Here is a 19,021-nt window from a genome sequence, read left to right as displayed (position 1 = left end):
TGCCGGTCGAGGCCCCGGCGGCGGCGATGGTGGGTGGACTAGAAGCGCACGGTGCCGTCAATACGGAAACTGCCCGGCGCACTGCCTGCCTTGATGATGGCCAGGCCGTGCGCGGCGTTCTCTTCGGTCAGACCTAGGGCGGCCAGGACGTGCTCATGGCGCACCTCGCCGTTCTTGAACAGCTTCCCGGCCAGGGCCACGGCCGATGGCCAGCACCGCTCCAGCAGATCGCGGACGCCGGGATCGACGGCATGGTATCCGCCGCCCGCGGCGATCAGCGCGGTGTCTTCCTTGGATGCATTTTCAAGCGTGATCGCCAGCGCGCGCCTCGTCGGGCGTTCGCCGGTGAGCCAACGTGCATCAGACCAGGGACCGGCAAAACCGATTGCGGCGTTGCGGTCACGCGACATGCCGGGGTCGAACACCGTTGCACCGTGGGAGTGGCCGGCGACTTTGTCGGGCCGGGTCACTATCGCCGAACGCACCCGGCCACCCATGAGGGCTGTCGCGATGCAATGCAGTCCTTCGTGGATGCATACATCAAGCTCGGCCATCTCGTCGGTGGTGACCTTGGCGGCCAAGTCGCGCCGCGTGATGGTGCGCGGCGTCGCGGTCGTAGTGGTCATGGTGCTGATCCGTTCTCTTGGAAGTGATTAGTGGTGTTGGTGCCGGAGCCGGTCGGACGGGCCCACAGCCACCATCCGACCGGCTCCGGCACCTACCGGGCGCCAAGAAAGCTTCGTTTCTCCAAGCTCGGAGCCTGTTCCCATACCCGCGTGGCCTTGCGCGCGCGGCGTTCGAGTTCGGCGGCTTCGCGGGCTTCGGCTCGCGCGACGCTGTCCGCGATGTACCGGTCCAGACACGCGGTACAGGTCCAGCGGTGGGCGCTGCCCTTGAACGTCAGGCAGGGGCCGGCGCATGACCGGCACTGACCGGCCACCTCGGGTTCGCTGTAGCGGTTCATGTCGGCACTCGCAGCTTGGCCAGGGCGCGTTCGCGGCGCTCGGCGTCAGCCTTGACGCGCAGCTCGTCGTTGAACTCCTGGAGCGACGGGAGTGCCTGGCGCTTGGCAGCTTTGACGGTTCGGCGCTCCAGCTCCAGCACGGCCTGGTCGAGGGTGCGCAACGCGCGCTCGATGCGCTCGGAGGCCGATGGGCTGCCCTTGAGGCTCGGAGCGTCCGGTGGCAGTGCACGGCTCAACAAGGCAGACAGATCGCCGTCATAGGGAGCCAGCCAGTCGACCAGGGCATGCACCCACGAACCGCTGATGATCTGGTTGTCGCTGATGGCCGGTGCCGCGGGTCGCACGGCCAGGTCGGCGGCGGCCTGGCGGGTGCGCGCGCGTGCCTCGTTGCTCTGGTTGCGGTCGGCGGCGATGAGACCAACCGCCGCGCTGAGCAGTTCGTGCGCAGCATCGGCCACGGCCTCGATGTCGCGCCGCATCGGCAGTGGGTTCGGGACGCGCGAGATGTCCACGGCCACCTGCCCGCACACCGCGCGGACTTCGGCGGACTGGACGTAGTTCTTGCCGGTGTAGTGCACGCGCAGGCGCTTGCGGCGACGCTCGCGCAGCTGGTCCTGAGATGCGGTCGCCAGCGGTGCCGGAAGGCCAGACGGTGCCAACGGCTGCACTGGAGGCAGGCCCAGACCGCGGTTGCGGCGCGGCAATATCGTCACGCCATCACCGCCGGGTGGGCGTGCTTGAGCATGTCGGCCAGCGCGGGCACGTGCCGCGGGTCGAGCTGTTCGCGCTCGGTGTCGATGACACGGCGGCACCGCCAATACGCCATCGCCTGGTCGCATTCGACCACGCGCGGGTCATCCAGTTGGGCACCGTGGGAGATCAGTCCGGCCCGCCTTGCTCGCCAGGACGAGGGCGGCATCAGCGAGGGATTCGCGGGGGTTGATGTTCCTGCCATGCGGCCAACTTTAGAGCGGGACGGTGCATTGCAGCATTGTCCGCGAATGCTCCGGCGTGTCGCTAAAACTGTTGTGGGCGAACATAATACGGCCGCACGGCGGCATTGTCTGATGCGCGTCCGCGACCGCCTAAATGGTTCTACCTGCACCTACGGCAGAGACAATGCCGCCGGCTGCACGTGTTGTCCTGAGCCTCAATGCAAGCACCGCCCCGACCGGGTGAGGTCGAGGCGGCGTCGGTGGTTGTGGCACGGGTGCTGCTACTCGATGCCGAACACCGCCCGCATCGTCGCCAGCTGGCGCTGGTGTTCACAGTAGGCGGCGTCACGCTCGGCGTCGGTGGCGTAGGCATCGGCCCACCGCTGGTTCCACGCGGCGCGGTGTTCGGTGGCGTCGGTCATGGTGTTGTTCATCGGGCCACCGCCAGCCGGTCGCGGGTGTTGTACACCGTGGCCCGGCTGATGCCGTATTCGCGAGCCAGGGTGGTTGCTGACTCGCCGCCGTCGAGCCGGGTAGCCACGGCCTCGGCCTGGTCGGTGGTAAGCGAGGGCTTGCGCCCGGTGTACTTCCCGGCGGCCTTGGCAATGGCGATGCCCTCACGTTGGCGCTCCAGGATGAGCGACCGCTCGAACTGCGCCACCGCCGCCATGATGGTCAGCATGAGTTCGTTGCACGGGTTGGCGGTGTCGCCGAAGGTCAGCGCCTCCTTGACGAACCGCACCTGCACACCACGGGCGGCCAGGCCCTGCACGGTGCTGAGCATGTCGACGGTGGATCGGGATAGCCGGTCCATCGAGTGCACCACCAAGGTATCGCCTTCCCGGACGTAGTCCAGGGCGGCCTTCAGCTCCGGGCGATTGATGTCCTTGCCGCTGGCGTGATCGGTGAACACCCTGTCCAGTTGAATGCCGTCCAACTGCCGTGCGGTGTTCTGGTCGGCGGTGCTTACCCGCACGTAGCCGACCGTCTGCCCGTTGCCCATGATGTCCTCCGTCGGTGTCTCACTTGGCCTTTAGGCCCTGTTAGACGAGTGTCAATCAACGGCACGATGGACTCAACCGAGACGCGGGATTCAGGACGACGGCGGGGTCACCATGGGTGTGACCTATCTCGACAATGCCGCCGTGTGCACGTAACCCCCGCTGCGGCACCGATTTACGCCTACAGCGGGCGCAGACCGGGATCTACCGGCAGGCTGCGACCGCGCGCCAGGATGCGGCGGTTGCGACCGTAGGGATGCTGATCCGGCTCCGGCACGGTGGTGTCTGCGGTCGACTGCACGGCGGCATCGTCTGGCGCGGCGGCGTTTTCGCCGCTGTACGGCTCCAGGGCGCTCGAATCGGCGTCGGTCAGTACATCGGGAACCTCGGCGGGCTCTGCGCCGCCCTGGACGTCTGTGGCGGCGTCGGGATTCTCGCGGCGACGGCCGACAGCGGCCCACTCGCTCAAGGTATTCGGCTCGATGCCGCCCGCGGCGAGGACGCCGTTCGCGATCTGCACCTGGAGCGGCCAGAGCGGATCGCCTTCACCGACAACGGTGCCCACCAGGTCGCGGCACGCCGCCTCCAGGCTGGCGTCCAAGTGCGCGGGGTCCAGGCGGCCCTCGGCGGCATCCCGTGCAATCGAGGCCGCCGCCTTGATCACGTCGTCGGTGGTGCTGGTCTCGGTCACTGGATTACCTCCGCGTCGATGACGTTGCCGGGCAACGCCTGCTGTTGTGGTGGCCGCTGGGCGACGAGAGCCAGCAGCTCGGCCTCCATCCGATCAATGATGGCCACCGCGTCGTGGGTCACGTTGACCTCCACCTGCTGGCGCTGCGGTGCGTAAGCACCAGCGAGCTTGGCGCGCTCGGTCACGGTGTCCCTGATGTCCTTGCTGTATTTCAGTACGTTGTCGTCGTCGCCAGCCTGCACCGCGTGCAGGTACCGCGTGAAGCTGTTCCGCTGGATAATCTGTAGCGCCGCGTCATGTTTGGTGCGGGCCTGTTCGACGGACTCGGCGGGAGTTCTGTCGAGCAGTCGGTCCACCGCCTGACGCGCGGCCTGGCGGCTCCGGTAACCGAGAGCGTCGGCGATCTCCTGCCACGTTGCGCCGGTGCCTTGCATACGCGCAGCCTGCTCGGCGCGGTGCCGGGAATCCAGTCGGTTCGTCATGGTGTGAACATCCTGTCAACGGACAGTGCAGCCGTCGAGGTGCCACGCCGCCCTGGCAGGCAACGATGCCGACAACGGGAGCGACTGAGCCGCAACACAATACGGTCGACCGGCGGCATTGTCGGTGATGGGCATTGCGGTTCCACGGCCTCCACCGCCCTCCCCGACATCTGGCCGGGCGAGCAGGGGACCACCGCACCACCGCCTCCCCCAGGCGGTCGCCGTTCGTGGTCCACGCACGCACGCGCGCGCGAGGCCACGTATTGCGGTCTAAGCGTTCTAAGGCAAACCCCCAGGTCAAAGGGGGTGGGTATGTGCGGCCTAAGCGCGTTCTAAAGGGCAGTCTAACGGGACCATGTGCGTTGTAAAGGGCCAGCTTAGAACGCATACGCCCAACGTTAGAACGCTCCTTAGAACGCACCCCCGAAACAGGCTCTGACCTACTTAGACCGCTTAGAACGCTTAGGCCGCACGGGGGCACGCGCGCGAGGCCGCTCAACGCGACCGTCGTCGCTCGGCCTTCCAGATGTGGCGCTTGTCCTTGCCGTAACCCTCGCTGCGGGTGCTGATCTTCGGATCGGTGCACCGGCCACGGGCATCGGTGATCTGGCGGGCAGTGAACCCTTCACCCTCGGCGGCGGCGATCACCTCGGCGGCGTCAACCTCGCCGGTCTTCTCGTCGGCGTGCTCGGTGATGTAGTCCACCAGGAACTCCCGCACCGGCGAGCTGCGGTGGCCCCCGCCGCGCTGCTCGGCCAACATGTCGTCAACCGACCGCTCTGCCACGCCGGTGAAGGTGAACTTGCCGGTGGATGTCTTGCCCTTCGGTGTGTCCACCACCGCCCCGGTGATCTTGTAGACCAGCGACGGCAGATCGGTGCGCCCGACGGAGTTCTTTGGCTCGGTGAACACCCGCTCGTCGTCCTCGCCGTTGGCGAACACCATCACGGCACGCGCAACGTCTTTGAACGCGCCGCTGCCGCTGATGCGGGTCAACGAGTCCAGGCCGGTCGCCTTGTTGAAGTGCGCGATGGCGACCACGGCAGCACCCGTCTGATCGGCCATTGCCGCCAGCGGTTCCAGGGCGGTGCGCACGTCACGAGTTCCGTTGGTGTCCAGGCCTGCACCCATCGTGGACATCAGCGGGTCGATGACGATCAGAGCAACGTCGTTGTCCTTGATCGACTGCGTGAGCAGGTCCACGTCGTCAGGCAGGCTGAGCGTCACCGTCGAGTGCTCGGTGACGGCGACCTCGACACGGGCGATTTTCGTCAGGTCAGCCCCAGCCGCCATCAGGCGCGGTACCAGGGTGTGCTTCCACGAGTCCTCGGTGGCTAGGTAGTAGACGCGTTTGGGCACCCCGTAGTGCGCACCCGGCAGCGTGCCCCGGGTGATCTTGGCCGCGAGCCATATTCCGAAGCTGGACTTGCCCGAACCCTCGCGCCCGGCGGCGATGGACACCATGCCGCAGGCAATGCGCCCATCGGTTTCGACCTCTGGTGGTGACCACGGGTGCCCCGGTGCGACGCACGCGATGTCTTCAATCGAGAAGGGGTCCGGAGCCGAGGTGCCCTCGGGTGCGAGGCCTGCGGAGTTGCGGGTGGAGATGTCCACCCACAGCCACACAACGGGTTCGGGTTCGATCTCGCACGCCCAGGTGATGCGCAGAGCACGACCGCCCGCATGTGGCTGGTCGGCGTCGGCACCTTCCGACCCGGCGGCGTCGTCGGTCGCGCCGAACTCCGCGCCGAACCCGAACCCGGGTGTGGTGGGGTGCAGGTCCATCGCGGTCATTGCGGCTCCCAGGTCGTTGTTGAAGTAAATGGCGGCCACGGCCTGGAGCCGGGACACCGTCTTGGTGCCGTTGACCAGATAGGCATCGAACGGCGCGACATCGTGGTCAGTCCAGAAGTGCAGCGGTGGATCCGGCGAGTCGCTCCACGCGCACCCGGGCTCGTGAGCGGTGGCCGACTTCTCGGATGCGTGCAGTCCCGGCGCGGTCCAGATATCGCACCCGCAGTTGTGGGCCTTGCCGGTGTTAATCCAGTCGGTGCCGTCGAGGATGTCGGCCCACGTGACCGTCGCGCCCCAGGTGGTGATCCCGTCTCCGCTCTGGCTGGCGTGCTCCTGGCGCTGTGCGGGACGCTGCGCGCGTTTCTCGCCCTCGGCGGTGATGCGGTCGCGCAACCCCGTCGGCAGCTCATGCACCTCACCGACGGCGGCGTACGACCCTTCGGGGCGCACGCTGGGCGGCGTCAGCACGTATCGGCCAGCGCCCCAAAGAATTGCGTAGCCGCCCGCCGGGTCGGTGATCGCGCCGAGATTGTCCGGCAGTGCCACGCCGTCCGGTACCACGAACCAGAAATGCCCGCCGTCCTTGTGCACCATCTCGCCATCGGCGTTGGCCTGGCCGGGTGAGCGCACCGTTGGCTCAGCGTCCTGCGGCGCACCGACATCGGCCAGAAACGCCGCCAGCTGCTCGGCGGTGTCGCAGTCGACCACGACCAGGCCGCTGCGGCCCGTGGAGACGGCGACGTTCACCGGCACGCCCTCGTCGGGATACTGCTCGCCGAACAGCCGGATGTATTCGTCCAGGTAGCCGTCCAACACCGAGGTGTTGGCGGTGGCCAGGTGCACACCGGCAGGCGACTTGACCTTGTGCCAGTTGCGTTTTCCGGCATCCTTGGCGGCGGCCTGGGCGGCGGCGTCGGCGGCGAACCTGGTGCGGCTGGCGCGGCCGTCGGCGGGCAGCTTGCTGTTGGGGTAGACCAGCAGCGGCGCGCAGCTTGCCTCAGCCAGCGCGTGCAAATAGGCGCGCACGCCGTCGTGATCGGTAGCCTCGGGTGCCCCGGCCAGCAACGCGGTCAACGAATCTGCGCGTGTGCCGTCGTTCTTGATATCGTTGCTCATATCTCCCTCACTCGGAGTGTCGATGGTGGTGATGCCGTCGGGGATCGCGTGCGAGGCCAAATCCACGCCCTCGGCGGCATCGCTGTTTCTAGGTCAGTCCTGTTGTGCGGTGGCGGATTGCGGAGTCACGGTGTGCGTATCGAGGTAGTCCGCGAGGTCGCGTGCGCGGTAGAGCACCCGGCGTCCGACGCGGATGTATCGCGGCCCGGCTCCGCGGAACCGCTCCTGGGCCAGGGCACCGGGGGACGTGTGCCGGAACTCTGCAACGTCCTTGGGGGGATATAAGGCGTCGGGGTTGTCGAGGGTGACGGCCACGGTCGGCCTCCTATCGGTTAGTGCCGATTACGTTGTGTTTGTTGACGTTACGGATTCGTGGTGCACAAACATCGCTCATCGCCGCCGAGCGTTTCTACAATGCAGCGGTTCAGACGTATTGTGGCCCTGGCGATTTCGTGGTCGAAGGGGCCGGACCCGGCGCGACTACCCTCGGGGCTGCGGGCGATCCAAGGGGCGCGCCGGGTCCGGTCCCGGTCTATCGGCTGGCCGCGATCTCGGCGGGGATGACCGGCTTGAGCAGAGCGTCTACGTCGCGCACACGCACGCGGATGGCACTGCCGGGCTTCTCAGTTAGCCGGTATGCGGACAGCTTGCCGGAGCTGACCAGATCGCGAAAGGTGAACACCGAGAACCCAGTACGGTCGGCGGCGTCTTGCAGAGAGATGAACTCAGGGGCGGATGGTGTCTTGCGGCTCACGGTGTTTCTCCGTCGTCGGTGCTACCTCCGGCGCGTTGGACGGTGCGGAGTGCGTGTGACGGGGAGACAGGGTGCGCGATGGCGCGAAGCGGAGTGCGTTTTGCGGAAGGCGGGCCTGGAGGATGTGGCCGGGCACTAGGTTACCCCACGAGGGTGTAGGAATGGCTGAGGTTCTAAGCGAACAGATCAGAATTGTTGGTAGTCAACCACTTTGACGCTCGTCTACGGCGTGTCATGGTGCTGATGGCGCACCCGGTGCCGTCGCCAAGGCCGACAAGCGGTCAGCCAGCGCAGCTGCCCGGCCTTCGGCAGTGTGCTGATACCGCATGCTCATATTGGGCGAAGTGTGGCCGAGCCGGTCCATCAGCTCACGCAGCGTCGCGCCGGTCTGTGCGGCCATCACGCCCGCGGCGTGGCGCAGATCGTGGAAGTGCAACTGCGGCTGGCCGACGGTCTCCCGCGCGGCCTCGAACGCCGTGCGGAACCGCTTCTCCCCCGCGAACGATCCCGTGGACGGTTCCACGAACACCAGCGCGTCCTTGCCCTCGCCGACGTGGGCAGCCAGGTGCTCAACCACCGCGGGGCGCACGTGCGGCGGCACCGATACCGCGCGCCGCGATTCCCGCGTCTTCGTCGGGCCGACCTCGAACTTGCCATCCCGGTAGGTCACCGCCCGCTCGACCCGCACGGTGGAGCCGTCAGCGGCGATGTCGGCGCGGCGCAACGCGAACACCTCCCCCTTGCGCAGCCCGCACCACCCGGCCAGTAGGACGGCCAGGCTCAATTCGTCGGGCAGCGCCTCGGCCAGTTCGGACAGCTTCCCTGCGTCGAGCAACACCACCGACCGTTTGGCGTGCTTCACCTGAGCAGCGCCGCGGATGCGGCACGGGTTCTTCTCGATCAGGTCATCGGCCAGGGCGGTGTTGAACACACCGTTGAGCACCGCGTACGCCTGCGCGTTCCGTGTCTCGTTGACGGTGCCCAGCCCGGCGAACCAGGTGCGCACCGTCTCGGGCGTGATTTCGGCCAGCCCGAGGTCGCCCAGCTCCGGCAAGATGCTGTTGTCCAGGTGGCCCTGGTAGTTGCCGCGGGTGCGCCGAGCCAGCTTGGTCTTGTTGTCCAACCACGTCTTGCTGTAACTCCGCAACGTCAGCTTCTTGGCCTGCCTCCTGGCGGCCCGCTCGGCGGGCGGGCTCCAGGTGCCGGGATTGCGTCGGTCCAGCTCGATCAACTCACGCTCGTCCTCCAGCCATGCCACCGCGCTCGCCTTCGTCGGGAACGTGGCCAGGGCGGCGTAGACGACGCCGCGGTGCAAGTAGCTCGCCTGCCAGCGCCCGCTGTCGCGCTGTCGCAGGCGTCCGAACGCCCGCCGGGTGCGTTCGCCGACGGGCTTGGTCGGCGGCTTCTGGCGCGTCATGGCGACTCCTCCGTGGGCAACTAGCGGGCAACAGTGGTTCCGACAGAACCTAACAGAACCTAACAGCAACTTTAGGCATCTGACCTGCTAGTTGGTGCTTTTCGCGCGTCACCGCAGGTGGCACCAGGTGAGCATATCGCCCTTCCGGCTAATTCGAATCCTGCCGGGGGCACTCCTTCTACCAGCGGAAATGCTGGAATTATGCCCTGGCCGGCCGTCTCGGTCCTGGTGCCGATGTCCCCCGATCGGTGGACGGCTCGTCATCCTGTTGACCGGCTGATTGCCCGATCCCGGTCACCTCCCGGCGTCCATAAGTTCTTGCGTATGACAGCAGTTTTGGACACCTCGTTACGCCCGATGGTCGCGAACTTCGACAACGCGGCGCAGCGTGGCGGGTTCGGTCAGCTGATCACGCACGGCACGTTCTACAGCGCAGGCAGCCAACTCAGCAATGTGTCGGTGGTCCTGCCGTTCATCTGCGCAGGACAAGGGATGGGCTGGTTGGCGGCGCTGATGTATCCCGCCTACTGCATCGGCAAGGCGGTCGGCAACGCCGTGTCCCCGTACATCCTGCAGTGGTCACGCCATCAACGGCATCTCGTGGTCGCTGCCACCGTGGCGGCGATGGCGGTGCTCGTCGGACTCACCGCGGCGATGTCGACGATCGGCGGGGCCGTGCCCGTCGCGCTGCTCGGCACCTCCGCACTGTTGGGACTGGGTAGCGGTGTCTCCAATGTCGCGTTCAACGACATTGCGTCGAGCCGGCTCTCCGATGGCCGTCGCGGTGACCTGTTGCTCCGCCAGAGCGCGGGCGGATCACTGCTGGCCGCCGCGGTCACGCTGCTGTTGGTTCCGACGCTGGTGAACGGCGACGCCTCCACGCAGTGCCTGTCCCTGCTCTGGTTCGGTGCGGCAGGCCTGGCGGCAGCGGGAGTCGCGGCGCTGTTCGTCGGACCGGTCGAGGTGTCGACGAACGTGGTGCGGCAGACGCTGCAGGACACCATGCGCGACGGCATCCGCGCCGCACAGTCCCAGCCCTGGTTTCGCCGGTACGCGCTGACCCAGCTCGTATTCATCCCGGTCTCCCTCGGCACCACCTTCTACAGCCTGCGCGCCGCCCAGGGCCAGGACAAACTGCCTGTCCTGATTGTCGTTTCCAGCGCCGCGCTGATGGTGGGCTCCGCCCTCTGGCGGGCCGTGTACCGCGCCTACGGCGTCCGCGGAATGCTGATGGGCAGCGCCGTGATGAGCGCCGCCGCCGCCGCGGGTGCCCTGACCGCCGAGCTGCTGCACATGTGGTCGTCCGGATGGCTGCTCGCCACCGTGTTTCTGCTGGTGACCATGGCCAACCAGGCCGTTTACACCGCGTCGATGACGTGGGTCGGCCTGTTCGCCGACGGCCGCGACCGGGCCGCCCTGATCGGTCTTGGGTCAGCGCTGATCGCGATCGCGACGTGCCTCATCGGGGCGGTTGTCGGTGACATCGCCCAGAACCACTCCAGCCACTGGCCGGTTGCGATCATGTTGGCGCTCAGCGTGATCGCCATCATCGTTGCCCGGCACGCACCGTCGGTGTCGAGCACGCAATGCTGTTCGTAGGCAGGAACTTTCACCAGCGTGCGCAGGCTTCGATCAGTGCGGTACCGCGAAGCCCTCTGGTGTCGTGAAAGTGAACGGAGGCTTGGCCACCGAGACTTCCGGCGCATTTGCCGCCGTCGACTGTGTGACCGTTGCACCGGTCGTCATCGGAGCCTCAATCCAATTCTGCGCACCGGCAGGAGTCTGACTCGTCAATACGCCCAGCACCGCCATCGCTGCTGCCGCCGTCAGCCCAATGCCCGCTGACCACGATTTGAGTTGTGTCCGTTTGTTGTTCGAATTCACCATTGACCCGTCTCACTCGGTCTCGGCTCTGTCGCACAGGATTGTGCGGCGCCAAATAGTTCAATCCGCCGGGCGCCGCCGATATTCCGAAAGTCCCGAAGTTCTGGCGTTACCTCACCGCCCAGCGCCGGTCGGCCCCAATCTGTTTCGGGCGTACCGGTCGCGAACAGCGGACAGAAAACCCCCGCGGACCGCGGAGAACAGCCCGATGAGTGTAAGAACCAGATCAACAATCCGAGCATTCCGCTCAGCACATTGTGAGTTACATCGCACCAGCGCGGGTGCGCGAGCCGAATTCCTTACGCGGCCTCGTCCAGAGTCGCTGTGGCAGTCAGCGACTGCGCGCGCGACCTCGGGCGCAGGAATAGCAATACCGCGCCCCGCCCGACTTCCGACGGCTCCACCCGAGCGAAGCGCGCGACGCCACACGCCTGGGCCGCAAAGCCGGCTTTCGCCTGGCGATATCCCAACCGTACGCCGGCGGTGGTGAGAAGGACCAGCCCGCTGAGGCCCGGTAGCGCGGCGACGGCCAACCCCATCAATGACGGTATCGCCAACAGTTTCTCGCCGACGCCATCGAGCAACGACCGCGGTCCGGTCGGCGCCGGCCCTACGGGTGCCGACGGTGCGGCCGCGGCGAATTGTGTGGCGCCGACAGTCGCGAGCGCGTGCAGTGCTGTGGTCTTGGTCGTTGTGGGATTGACGGGCAGCAGTGTCTTGTGCGACGGAAGGGCGCGGGGCGCCGACGCGGAGTACTTCACCGCCAGCGCCGCCCGCACCGGTGCCGGCAGTTCGATGCCGATTCGGGCCAGGCTGGCCACCGCCGGTTCGACGCCGGCGATTTCGAACAGCATGGCAAGGCCGGACTGCAGTTGCGCGAGCGTACCGACCACAACGTCTGTGATCAGACATGTCACGGCCTCGACGACATCGGAAATCGCCGCCATCACGCTGGACCCCAACAGCGCCAGGTAGGGCACCTGCGTCGCCGCGACGGGCGCCAGATCCGTGGTCACCGCTGCGTCTTCTGTGGTTGCCGGCGCCACCTCAGTGCCCGTGGCCCCGGTCGACGTGTGCGAGTCGGCCGTCGAGGAGTCCGTGTTCGCGTCGGAATCGCTGCGCACGGATCCGGAATCCGAACTCGTCGCGAGAGGATCGGGTGCGACGGTACCGGAGACGGCCGCGCTCGAGCTTGTGCTGACGATCGGGGCTTCCGTCGTAGACCCGGCGGTGACCGCCGGGTCACCGGGTTGACGACCCGATCCGACGGTGCTCGACACGCCTTCAACCGCATTCCGCTCTGCGGCGGCCGCGCTGTCAGCTGCGCTGTCGGCGGCGCTCGGCTCCGCCGCGGCAGTTTCGGGGACGCCGGTCGACGCCGTCGTGACCGGTTCCGTCACGCCCGAGCTGTCATCGACGCCGACACTGTCGGCACCGTCTGCAGCTGGGTCCGCAACCGCGATTCCCGGTGCACCGATCATCACGCTCAGCGCGAGCACACACGTACCCGCGACAACATGGATATACGACCGCCCCATCGCCACTACCCCACCGCTTGACGAGCCCCAGTATCAGGCGCGCCAATTGTGGCACCGTTCGGATTCGCTTGTATAGAGCTTTACTGAACGCGTATTCAGTCGTTTTTCTTGGGAAATACCGCGTGATCCGTTACCAACGATCGATGCTGCTCAGCGCTGGCCGCAGGGTTCTCAAAGAGGCTTCTCAAAGAGAAAGCCGCCCCGCGTAATCAGCGGGGCGGCTGTCGACTGCGTGCGGCTACCGCCACCACTTGCCGGGCTTGTCCCAATGCCCTGGCGGCGGGACGAACGGCAGGTGGCTGATGTGGCCCGGCGGAACACCGACGATCTGGCCGACGTGGCCCGGCGGTGGGATCGGCACCCACCAGTCGGGGTCGGCATTCGCCTGACCTGCGCCGAGCCCGACAGCGGCAAAGCCCATGGCGCCCACGGTGGCTGCTGCCGCCGCGATCTTCTTCACAAACATCTCTCACTCCTCATCAGCCGAATTGCGGCCTCCGTATACCTACATCGTCCTCCGGTGTGCCGGTGTTAACCAATGCGGGCCAGCTCACTGACCACCTCGGCCGCCCGGCGCAGCTGGCCGACGTCGGAGCTGGTCGGGATGAGGTGAATCTCGTCGGTACCGATGCCTGCGAATTTTCCGAGCACCTCGAGCAGGTCCTCTTCGGTGCCGGCCCAGCCGGTGACCGGCGCCATTGCGTCGACATACTCGGCGGGGATCCAGTTCATGTAGCGGCGCAGATGGCGGTGCACCTGGGTGCGCGCCTCCTCAGGTTGCCCGATGGCGAACCAGAATGAGGTGGCCAAATGTGGTTTGGGCTTACCGGCCTGCGCCCAGGCGACCCGCGCGATATCGAACAGTTCGGCCTGCTTACCGACGTCCAGATCCAGGGTCGTGCCCGCCACGCCATCGGCCCAGGCCGCGGCATCGCGGACCGTCTTGGGCCCGATGGTGCCGACATGCAACGGTGGACCACCGGCCCGTGCGGGTCGCGGTCCGACCGGCAATACCGAGTCGGTCACCCGCTCCCCCGCCCACACCCTCCGCATGATCTCGACGCGTTCGGCCATGCCCCGCCGCGTCTGGGTCGACGGGTCGGCACCCACGGCGTGGTAGTCCTCATGCCTGCCGCCGACGCCGATGCCGACCGTGAGCCGACCGTCACACAGCACATCACCGGTGGCCAGGCCCTTGGCCAGCATCACCGGATCGTGCAGCTGCGGCACGATGACCGTGGTGACCAGTTGGACCCGTTCGGTCCAGGCGGCCAGTGCGCCCAGCAGCGTGAGACTGTCGGGGTTGTCAAAGGCGATGCGTTCCCCCCAGCACAGTGAGGAGAACGGCCCCTCGTCGATCACCCTCGCCCAGTCCCTGAGCATTCGGGCATCGAGATCGGGTTCCATGACCGGCATTGTCATCCCTACGCGCACACCGCGATTCTGGCACGCTTCCGGATCGGCCCTGCGCCCTCACCGAAACTGGCACCATGAACTCATGCCGATAGCCACCTCATCCATCGCGCACGTCCGGCTCACTGTCACCGATATCGAACGCTCACGGCAGTTCTACGAGAGCGTGTTCGGCTGGCCGGTGCTGGTCGAACTGCCCACCGACGCCGACGCGGCCACCCGCGCGCAACTGGGCTTCCTGTTCGGCGGGGTCATCTACGACCTCGGTGGTGCGCTGATCGGGTTGCGGCCCGTCGCCGACGATGAGTTCCACGAGGACCGTGCCGGTCTGGACCATTTGGCGTTCCGGGTTACCGATAAGGACGAAATCGTCGATGCGGCACGCCATCTCGATGAGCTTGGTATCGCGCACGAGCCGGTCAAGGACATCGGCCCGTCCTACATCCTGGAGTTCCGCGATCCGGACAACATTGCCCTGGAACTGACTGCACCCAAGTAGGGGGGTTATCCCCCAGCGGGTTCTCGGGAAAACTCTGTGTCGCCGGGCGGTGCGGGTTCGTAAGTTGTATGCATGGTCGCAATAAGCGAAGTTGGCCCCCTGCCCGTGCAGGCCCCTGCCGAGCGGGCGCGCCGCAATATCGGTCTGGTGCCGTCGGCGTCGATGCTCACCGGCGCCGCGATCGCGTCGGTGTGGTTCTGGATTCCGTTGTCCGTCATGGTTATCGGCATCTCGTCGATCCCCTCGGTGATAGGGTTCGCGCTGTCCGCAGTGGTGTTCATCTATCTGATCCGCGGCGCGGAATGGATCGAACGTCACCGCAGCGAGGCGGTGTTCGGTTTGGGTATCGGCGTACCGCCGCGCCGGCTGTCGCACTACACCGGATTCCAGCGCTGGTTGCATCAACTGTGGCTGGATATCAGCGGCACGCGGTTCTGGAAAGCCGCTGCGCATCACTACCTGCGGATGATCTACGACCTCTTGGCCGTCGGTCTTGCGCTGGCGCTGCTCACCTTCGCCTTCCTCGGGCCTGCCGCCGCCATCGCTGTACAGCACAGCGACGAGGACGCCGGCCTGCCGTCCCTGCCGCTGCCGCTACCGCTGGTGTGGCTGCTGGCAGCGGTGGCGCTGGCCGGCGCGGTTGCGATCGTGGTGTTCGCCCCGGCACTGGACGCCACGATCGACCGGTGGTTGCTGTCCGCTTCCCCCACCGCGGCGCTGCAACACCAGGTCAACGCATTGGCCGATGCACGTGCGGGCGCGGTGTCCTCAGCCCAGACCGAACGCACCCGCATCGAACGGGACCTGCACGACAGCGTCCAGCCGCGGCTCGTGTCGCTGGCGATGACGATCGGCTTGGCGAAGACCAAACTCGACACCGACCCACCCACCGCCAAAACACTGATCGCCGAGGCGCACGACGACGCCAAGGCCGCCCTGGTCGAATTGCGCAACGTGGTGCGCGGTATCGCACCGACGATCCTTGCCGACCGCGGCCTCGACGCCGCGCTGTCGGCGGTCGCGCAACGCGCCGAAACCTCGGGTGTCCCCACTACGCTGCATCTCGACCTGCCACGGAGATTGCCCGACGAAGTCGAATCGGTCGCCTACTTCGTCGTCGCCGAGGCGTTGACCAATGTCGCCAAACATGCCGACGCCACCCAGGCGGTCGTCACCGTGCGACTCGACGAGAACGCTGCCAGGGTGCACATCTCGGTGTATGACGACGGCCACGGCGGGGCGTTGATCAGCGACGACGAGAACGCCACCGGCCTGCACGGGCTGCAGGACCGCGTCCGCGCCGCGGGCGGTTCGTTCGAGGTGTCCAGTCCGGCCACCGGCCCCACGATCGTGACCGCGGTGCTGCCATGCGCATCGTGATCGCCGAGGACTCGGCCCTGCTGCGGGCGGGTATCGAACGGATTCTCACCGACGCCGGGCACGACGTCGTGGCGGGGGTACCCGATGCCACGAACCTGCTGCGGCTGGTCAACCAACACGGACCCGACCTGGCGATTGTGGATGTGCGGATGCCCCCGACCTTCACCGACGAAGGTATCCGCGCGGCCGCCCTGCTGCGGTCTCAGAACCCTGAGTCGCCGGTGCTGGTGCTCTCCCATTATGTCGAGGAGCGCTACGCAGCCGACCTGATCTCCTCGGACACAAAAGGATTCGGCTATCTACTCAAAGACCGGGTGGCCGATGTACCAGCCTTCCTTGACGCCGTCGAGGTGGTGGGCAGCGGCGGTACGGTCCTCGATCCCGAAGTGGTCTCCCAGATCCTGGTCCGCTCCCACCGGCGCAGCGCCCTGGACCAGCTCACCCCACGCGAACGTGACGTGTTGCAGCTGATGGCCGAGGGCAAAACGAACTCGGCGATCGCTGCCGGGCTGCACATCTCCGTCGGCTCCGCCGAGAAGCACATCGCATCGATCTTCACCAAGCTGGATCTGTCTCCCGGCGAAAGCGAGAACCGCCGCGTCCTCGCGGTGCTGCGCTACCTCGAGTCGTAATCCAGCCATCCACTGCGGGAAGGACTTTCATTGTGACCACAATCGCCGCACCAGCCAGCCCACCGCCACAACAGTCGCCGGGCGGGCGCACTGCCACCCGCACCGCACTGGTCATCGCGGCCGCCGCCCTGATCGCCGCCACAGCAGCCACGCTGGGGTTCGGCGCCTGGGGGCTGAGCGGATTCCGGGTGATCGCCGACAGCCAGAACCTGCCGGCCGCCATGCGGGCACTGACAATAGACACCGGCGGCGTGCCGGTCGCGATCCGCCTCACCACCGAACGCGATGCCACCGAGGCCCGCGTCAAGCTGCGGCTGGTCAACTCCGGCCGGGCAGGCGAATCCCGGCTGACGGTCAGTCCTGACGGCGAGGGCACCCGCGTCAGCATCGACGGCGGTGAGGCGCCCACGATGGACTGGGGCCGCGGCGGCGAGCTGACCGTGGCGCTGCCGCCCGATCAGGCCCGCCGGTTGTCGGTACGCACCCAGCAGGACGCCGGGGTGCTGCTGGCCGATGCCGACGTGGATCGGCTGACCGCGCGCATTTCCAAGGGGGTGGCCATGCTACGTGGCAGCGCCCGCAGCATGGAAGTGGACGTCGTACATGGTGAAGTGACATCCCGAGAGCCGATCTCGGTGACCGAGCGGTTCACTGCCAACACCGCCGACGCCGATATCGTGGTGGACTTCCGCAGCACCGCACCGGCCACCGTGGACGCCACCAGTCGCGATGGGGACGTGGTGCTCGGGTTACCCGAACCGGGCCCGTATCTGGTGCATGCCGGTTCGGGAGAGTCGACAAAGGTGAGGGTATCCGAAACCACCAGTCCCGCAAGCGCGGTCGCGCAGATCACCGCCCGATCTGACAACGGCGAAGTGGTGGTGGAGGACCTGCGTGCGGAAGACGGTTGATCCACCCGGGGTGGTGCGCACCCTCAGCGGAGCACGGCGGCCACCATCGCGACCGTCACTGTGGCGAGCAGAGCAATGTACGCCTTCGCGTGGACGGCATCGGGGATCATGGGCCCACGCCGACGCAGCGTGACGATGACCGGTGCGGCCCCGGCCAGCAGTGCCGCCGCCGCAGCGCCATCGACCGATCCCAGTAGCGACAGCGCCGCCGGGGCCGCGATCGCCAGAGTCAGCGGATTGGCCAGCGCGGTCGCCCATTCCATCGGGTACCCGCCGCGACGGAGCAGCGGTACGGTGAGCACGCTGCCACCCACACCGAGGAACGCGGCCACCGCACCGAGTGGCACACCGTAGGCGGCGCGGATGGCTGCCGGTTCGCTCCCGGTGCCGGCGGGCCGCAGAAAACCGGGCCGCACGAGTGTGTCGACGAGTGTCACGCCCAGGTATGCCACGAAACACCACTGCGCCAGCATGGCCGGGGCGAGCCGGGCAGCGACACCGCCGAGCACCCCACCGACGCCCAGCAACACCACCAGCCGACGTTCGCCCCGAAGGCCGGACAGCACCTCCCGCCGGGTGGCGGCAGTGGCTAATGCGGCGCCCGCCACCATGACCACCGCCGAGGTGGCGACGGCGCTGCGCATGGCGGCAGGACCGAGTTCGGCGTTCGCCCACACCAATACCGGCACCGTGACGAAGCCTCCGCCGAACCCGAACAACACGGTCGTCACGCCGGAGGCAGCACCGATCGCCACCAGGACCAGAAGTTCCATGTGCCCAGCCAACCTCGGGTGCACGCGAGCCGACAATCGAATATCAGTCGAATACCTTCGAGTTCCGGCAGTAATCTGGAGACCGTGCGCAACGTTTCCGTGGACGACTACGACGACGTGCCGCGTGCGGTCCTTCCCGCAGGATCCGACTATCCGGACGGGTTCGTGCTCGACTGGCACTCGCACCGACGGGCGCAGTTCCTGTACAGCGCGACCGGCGTGATGGTGGTTGAGACACGCGACGGCACCTGGACGGTGCCCACCGACCTCGCGGTGATGATTCCGGCCGGTGTGCGACACCTGATGCGCACATCCGAGGTCAGCACGCGCAGCCTCTATGTGGATCCCGCCGCGGTGCCGTGGTGGCCCGACCGCTGCACCGTGGTCGCGGTGACACCGCTGCTACGTGAACTTCTGCTCGTCGCAGGGGATTTCGCGGTTGACTACGATCTGTCCGGACGGGAAGGAGCGGTCACAGCACTACTCCTGCACGAGATCGCTACTTTGGCGCCGGTGTCCCTGCACGTGGCACTGCCGGTAGCTGCCGACCTCGCCGCACTCTGCCGGGAGTACCTCGCGACGCCAGACGTACGGATTGGCAACGCGAAGTGGGCCTCTCGGCTGGGACTGGGTGAGCGGGCGTTCAGCCGGCGATTCCGCGCCGAGACTGGCATCAGCCCCGCCGCCTGGCGCCGCCGCGCGCGCTTGCTGGCCGCGGTGCCGCTGTTGCGCGATGCGACGGTGACCGAGGTGGCCGGCCGACTCGGTTACGCGACGCCCGCCGCGTTCACCTCCGCGTTCTCCACCGAGTTCGGGATGCCGCCGTCGCGGATGACA

At 67.2% G+C, this 19,021-nt stretch carries 21 protein-coding genes and 1 pseudogene; 6 read left to right on the top strand and 16 right to left on the bottom strand.

Annotated features, from left to right (window positions below):
* Window positions 1–38: 38 nt before the first annotated feature.
* The 12 genes from M1247_RS07155 to M1247_RS07100 all read right to left on the bottom strand — a co-directional run bounded on the left by M1247_RS07155 (window position 39) and on the right by M1247_RS07100 (window position 9,154).
* Window positions 39–626 carry a hypothetical protein gene (locus M1247_RS07155; protein ID WP_317155566.1) on the bottom strand — a complete coding sequence of 196 codons (588 nt, stop codon included), beginning with the start codon at window positions 624–626 and terminating at the stop codon, window positions 39–41.
* Window positions 627–718: 92 nt separating this feature from the next.
* Window positions 719–964 carry a hypothetical protein gene (locus M1247_RS07150; protein WP_317155565.1) on the bottom strand — a complete coding sequence of 82 codons (246 nt, stop codon included), beginning with the start codon at window positions 962–964 and terminating at the stop codon, window positions 719–721.
* Window positions 961–1,677, bottom strand: coding sequence for a hypothetical protein (locus M1247_RS07145; RefSeq protein ID WP_317155564.1), 717 nt, complete (start codon window positions 1,675–1,677; stop codon window positions 961–963). Before M1247_RS07145 ends, M1247_RS07150 begins: the two co-directional genes overlap by 4 nt.
* Window positions 1,674–1,919 carry a hypothetical protein gene (locus M1247_RS07140; protein ID WP_317155563.1) on the bottom strand — a complete coding sequence of 82 codons (246 nt, stop codon included), beginning with the start codon at window positions 1,917–1,919 and terminating at the stop codon, window positions 1,674–1,676. The genes M1247_RS07145 and M1247_RS07140 overlap by 4 nt, the downstream gene beginning before the upstream one ends.
* 261 nt (window positions 1,920–2,180) lie before the next feature.
* Window positions 2,181–2,333, bottom strand: a complete 153-nt coding sequence (locus M1247_RS07135; RefSeq protein ID WP_317155562.1) for a hypothetical protein — start codon at window positions 2,331–2,333, stop codon at window positions 2,181–2,183.
* On the bottom strand, window positions 2,330–2,902 hold the full coding sequence (locus tag M1247_RS07130) for a recombinase family protein (RefSeq protein WP_317155561.1): 573 nt from the start codon (window positions 2,900–2,902) through the stop codon (window positions 2,330–2,332). The genes M1247_RS07135 and M1247_RS07130 overlap by 4 nt, the downstream gene beginning before the upstream one ends.
* 179 nt (window positions 2,903–3,081) lie before the next feature.
* Window positions 3,082–3,591 (bottom strand): flagellar hook-length control protein, encoded by a 510-nt coding sequence (locus M1247_RS07125; RefSeq protein ID WP_317155560.1) that lies wholly within the window; start codon window positions 3,589–3,591, stop codon window positions 3,082–3,084.
* On the bottom strand, window positions 3,588–4,073 hold the full coding sequence (locus tag M1247_RS07120; RefSeq protein ID WP_317155559.1) for a hypothetical protein: 486 nt from the start codon (window positions 4,071–4,073) through the stop codon (window positions 3,588–3,590). The genes M1247_RS07125 and M1247_RS07120 overlap by 4 nt, the downstream gene beginning before the upstream one ends.
* 495 nt (window positions 4,074–4,568) lie before the next feature.
* Window positions 4,569–6,983, bottom strand: coding sequence for an AAA family ATPase (locus M1247_RS07115; protein WP_317155558.1), 2,415 nt, complete (start codon window positions 6,981–6,983; stop codon window positions 4,569–4,571).
* A 93-nt stretch (window positions 6,984–7,076) separates the two neighbouring features.
* Entirely contained in the window at window positions 7,077–7,298 is a 222-nt protein-coding gene (locus M1247_RS07110) for a DNA-binding protein (RefSeq protein ID WP_317155557.1), read from the bottom strand.
* Between the two features lie 217 nt (window positions 7,299–7,515).
* A complete protein-coding gene (locus M1247_RS07105) occupies window positions 7,516–7,737 on the bottom strand; it encodes a helix-turn-helix domain-containing protein (RefSeq protein WP_317155556.1) in 222 nt (73 codons plus the stop codon).
* Window positions 7,738–7,969: 232 nt separating this feature from the next.
* On the bottom strand, window positions 7,970–9,154 hold the full coding sequence (locus tag M1247_RS07100) for a tyrosine-type recombinase/integrase (RefSeq protein ID WP_317155555.1): 1,185 nt from the start codon (window positions 9,152–9,154) through the stop codon (window positions 7,970–7,972).
* Window positions 9,155–9,478: 324 nt separating this feature from the next.
* Here M1247_RS07100 and M1247_RS07095 point away from each other — a divergent pair, with 324 nt between their 5' ends.
* Window positions 9,479–10,753 carry an MFS transporter gene (locus M1247_RS07095; RefSeq protein ID WP_317155554.1) on the top strand — a complete coding sequence of 425 codons (1,275 nt, stop codon included), beginning with the start codon at window positions 9,479–9,481 and terminating at the stop codon, window positions 10,751–10,753.
* Window positions 10,754–11,337: 584 nt separating this feature from the next.
* Here the strand turns inward: M1247_RS07095 and M1247_RS07090 are convergent.
* The 3 genes from M1247_RS07090 to M1247_RS07080 form a co-directional block, all read right to left on the bottom strand.
* Entirely contained in the window at window positions 11,338–12,576 is a 1,239-nt protein-coding gene (locus M1247_RS07090; RefSeq protein WP_317155553.1) for a hypothetical protein, read from the bottom strand.
* A 238-nt stretch (window positions 12,577–12,814) separates the two neighbouring features.
* Window positions 12,815–13,042 (bottom strand): hypothetical protein, encoded by a 228-nt coding sequence (locus M1247_RS07085; RefSeq protein ID WP_317155552.1) that lies wholly within the window; start codon window positions 13,040–13,042, stop codon window positions 12,815–12,817.
* Between the two features lie 65 nt (window positions 13,043–13,107).
* The gene (locus M1247_RS07080; protein ID WP_317155551.1) at window positions 13,108–13,998 is read right to left on the bottom strand and encodes an LLM class flavin-dependent oxidoreductase; all 891 of its coding nucleotides are present in this window, start codon (window positions 13,996–13,998) and stop codon (window positions 13,108–13,110) included.
* Between the two features lie 76 nt (window positions 13,999–14,074).
* On the opposite strand from M1247_RS07080, the gene M1247_RS07075 reads away from it, so the two are divergent.
* The 4 genes from M1247_RS07075 (at window position 14,075) to M1247_RS07060 (ending at window position 17,411) form a co-directional block, all read left to right on the top strand.
* Entirely contained in the window at window positions 14,075–14,488 is a 414-nt protein-coding gene (locus M1247_RS07075; protein ID WP_317155550.1) for a VOC family protein, read from the top strand.
* Window positions 14,489–14,560: 72 nt separating this feature from the next.
* Window positions 14,561–15,868, top strand: coding sequence for a sensor histidine kinase (locus M1247_RS07070; protein ID WP_317155549.1), 1,308 nt, complete (start codon window positions 14,561–14,563; stop codon window positions 15,866–15,868).
* Entirely contained in the window at window positions 15,856–16,500 is a 645-nt protein-coding gene (locus M1247_RS07065; protein WP_317155548.1) for a response regulator transcription factor, read from the top strand. Before M1247_RS07070 ends, M1247_RS07065 begins: the two co-directional genes overlap by 13 nt.
* A 32-nt stretch (window positions 16,501–16,532) precedes the next feature.
* The gene (locus M1247_RS07060) at window positions 16,533–17,411 is read left to right on the top strand and encodes a hypothetical protein (protein WP_317155547.1); all 879 of its coding nucleotides are present in this window, start codon (window positions 16,533–16,535) and stop codon (window positions 17,409–17,411) included.
* A gap of 23 nt (window positions 17,412–17,434) precedes the next feature.
* On the opposite strand, the gene M1247_RS07055 is transcribed toward M1247_RS07060, so the two are convergent.
* Complete coding sequence (locus M1247_RS07055) at window positions 17,435–18,184, bottom strand: TSUP family transporter (protein ID WP_317155546.1); 750 nt, start codon at window positions 18,182–18,184, stop codon at window positions 17,435–17,437.
* 84 nt (window positions 18,185–18,268) lie between these two features.
* On the opposite strand from M1247_RS07055, the pseudogene M1247_RS07050 reads away from it, so the two are divergent.
* Window positions 18,269–19,012 (top strand): annotated as a pseudogene (locus M1247_RS07050) (AraC family transcriptional regulator); the annotation flags it as partial.
* Between the last annotated feature and the right edge of the window lie 9 nt (window positions 19,013–19,021).

Origin of the sequence: Mycobacterium appelbergii, from assembly GCF_032883035.1 — a bacterium.
GTDB classification, from domain to species: domain Bacteria; phylum Actinomycetota; class Actinomycetes; order Mycobacteriales; family Mycobacteriaceae; genus Mycobacterium; species Mycobacterium appelbergii.
Note: the sequence above shows the minus strand (reverse complement) of the source record. Positions and strands in the feature narration are given on the sequence as shown.

Coding starts and splice junctions, on each gene's coding strand:
- M1247_RS07155 (WP_317155566.1), bottom strand. CDS start 626: ATGACCACTACGACCGCGACGCCGCGCACCATCACGCGGCGCGACTTG.
- M1247_RS07150 (WP_317155565.1), bottom strand. CDS start 964: ATGAACCGCTACAGCGAACCCGAGGTGGCCGGTCAGTGCCGGTCATGC.
- M1247_RS07140 (WP_317155563.1), bottom strand. CDS start 1,919: ATGGCAGGAACATCAACCCCCGCGAATCCCTCGCTGATGCCGCCCTCG.
- M1247_RS07135 (WP_317155562.1), bottom strand. CDS start 2,333: ATGAACAACACCATGACCGACGCCACCGAACACCGCGCCGCGTGGAAC.
- M1247_RS07130 (WP_317155561.1), bottom strand. CDS start 2,902: ATGGGCAACGGGCAGACGGTCGGCTACGTGCGGGTAAGCACCGCCGAC.
- M1247_RS07120 (WP_317155559.1), bottom strand. CDS start 4,073: ATGACGAACCGACTGGATTCCCGGCACCGCGCCGAGCAGGCTGCGCGT.
- M1247_RS07115 (WP_317155558.1), bottom strand. CDS start 6,983: ATGAGCAACGATATCAAGAACGACGGCACACGCGCAGATTCGTTGACC.
- M1247_RS07100 (WP_317155555.1), bottom strand. CDS start 9,154: ATGACGCGCCAGAAGCCGCCGACCAAGCCCGTCGGCGAACGCACCCGG.
- M1247_RS07095 (WP_317155554.1), top strand. CDS start 9,479: ATGACAGCAGTTTTGGACACCTCGTTACGCCCGATGGTCGCGAACTTC.
- M1247_RS07090 (WP_317155553.1), bottom strand. CDS start 12,576: ATGGGGCGGTCGTATATCCATGTTGTCGCGGGTACGTGTGTGCTCGCG.
- M1247_RS07085 (WP_317155552.1), bottom strand. CDS start 13,042: ATGTTTGTGAAGAAGATCGCGGCGGCAGCAGCCACCGTGGGCGCCATG.
- M1247_RS07080 (WP_317155551.1), bottom strand. CDS start 13,998: ATGACAATGCCGGTCATGGAACCCGATCTCGATGCCCGAATGCTCAGG.
- M1247_RS07075 (WP_317155550.1), top strand. CDS start 14,075: ATGCCGATAGCCACCTCATCCATCGCGCACGTCCGGCTCACTGTCACC.
- M1247_RS07070 (WP_317155549.1), top strand. CDS start 14,561: ATGGTCGCAATAAGCGAAGTTGGCCCCCTGCCCGTGCAGGCCCCTGCC.
- M1247_RS07065 (WP_317155548.1), top strand. CDS start 15,856: ATGCGCATCGTGATCGCCGAGGACTCGGCCCTGCTGCGGGCGGGTATC.
- M1247_RS07055 (WP_317155546.1), bottom strand. CDS start 18,184: ATGGAACTTCTGGTCCTGGTGGCGATCGGTGCTGCCTCCGGCGTGACG.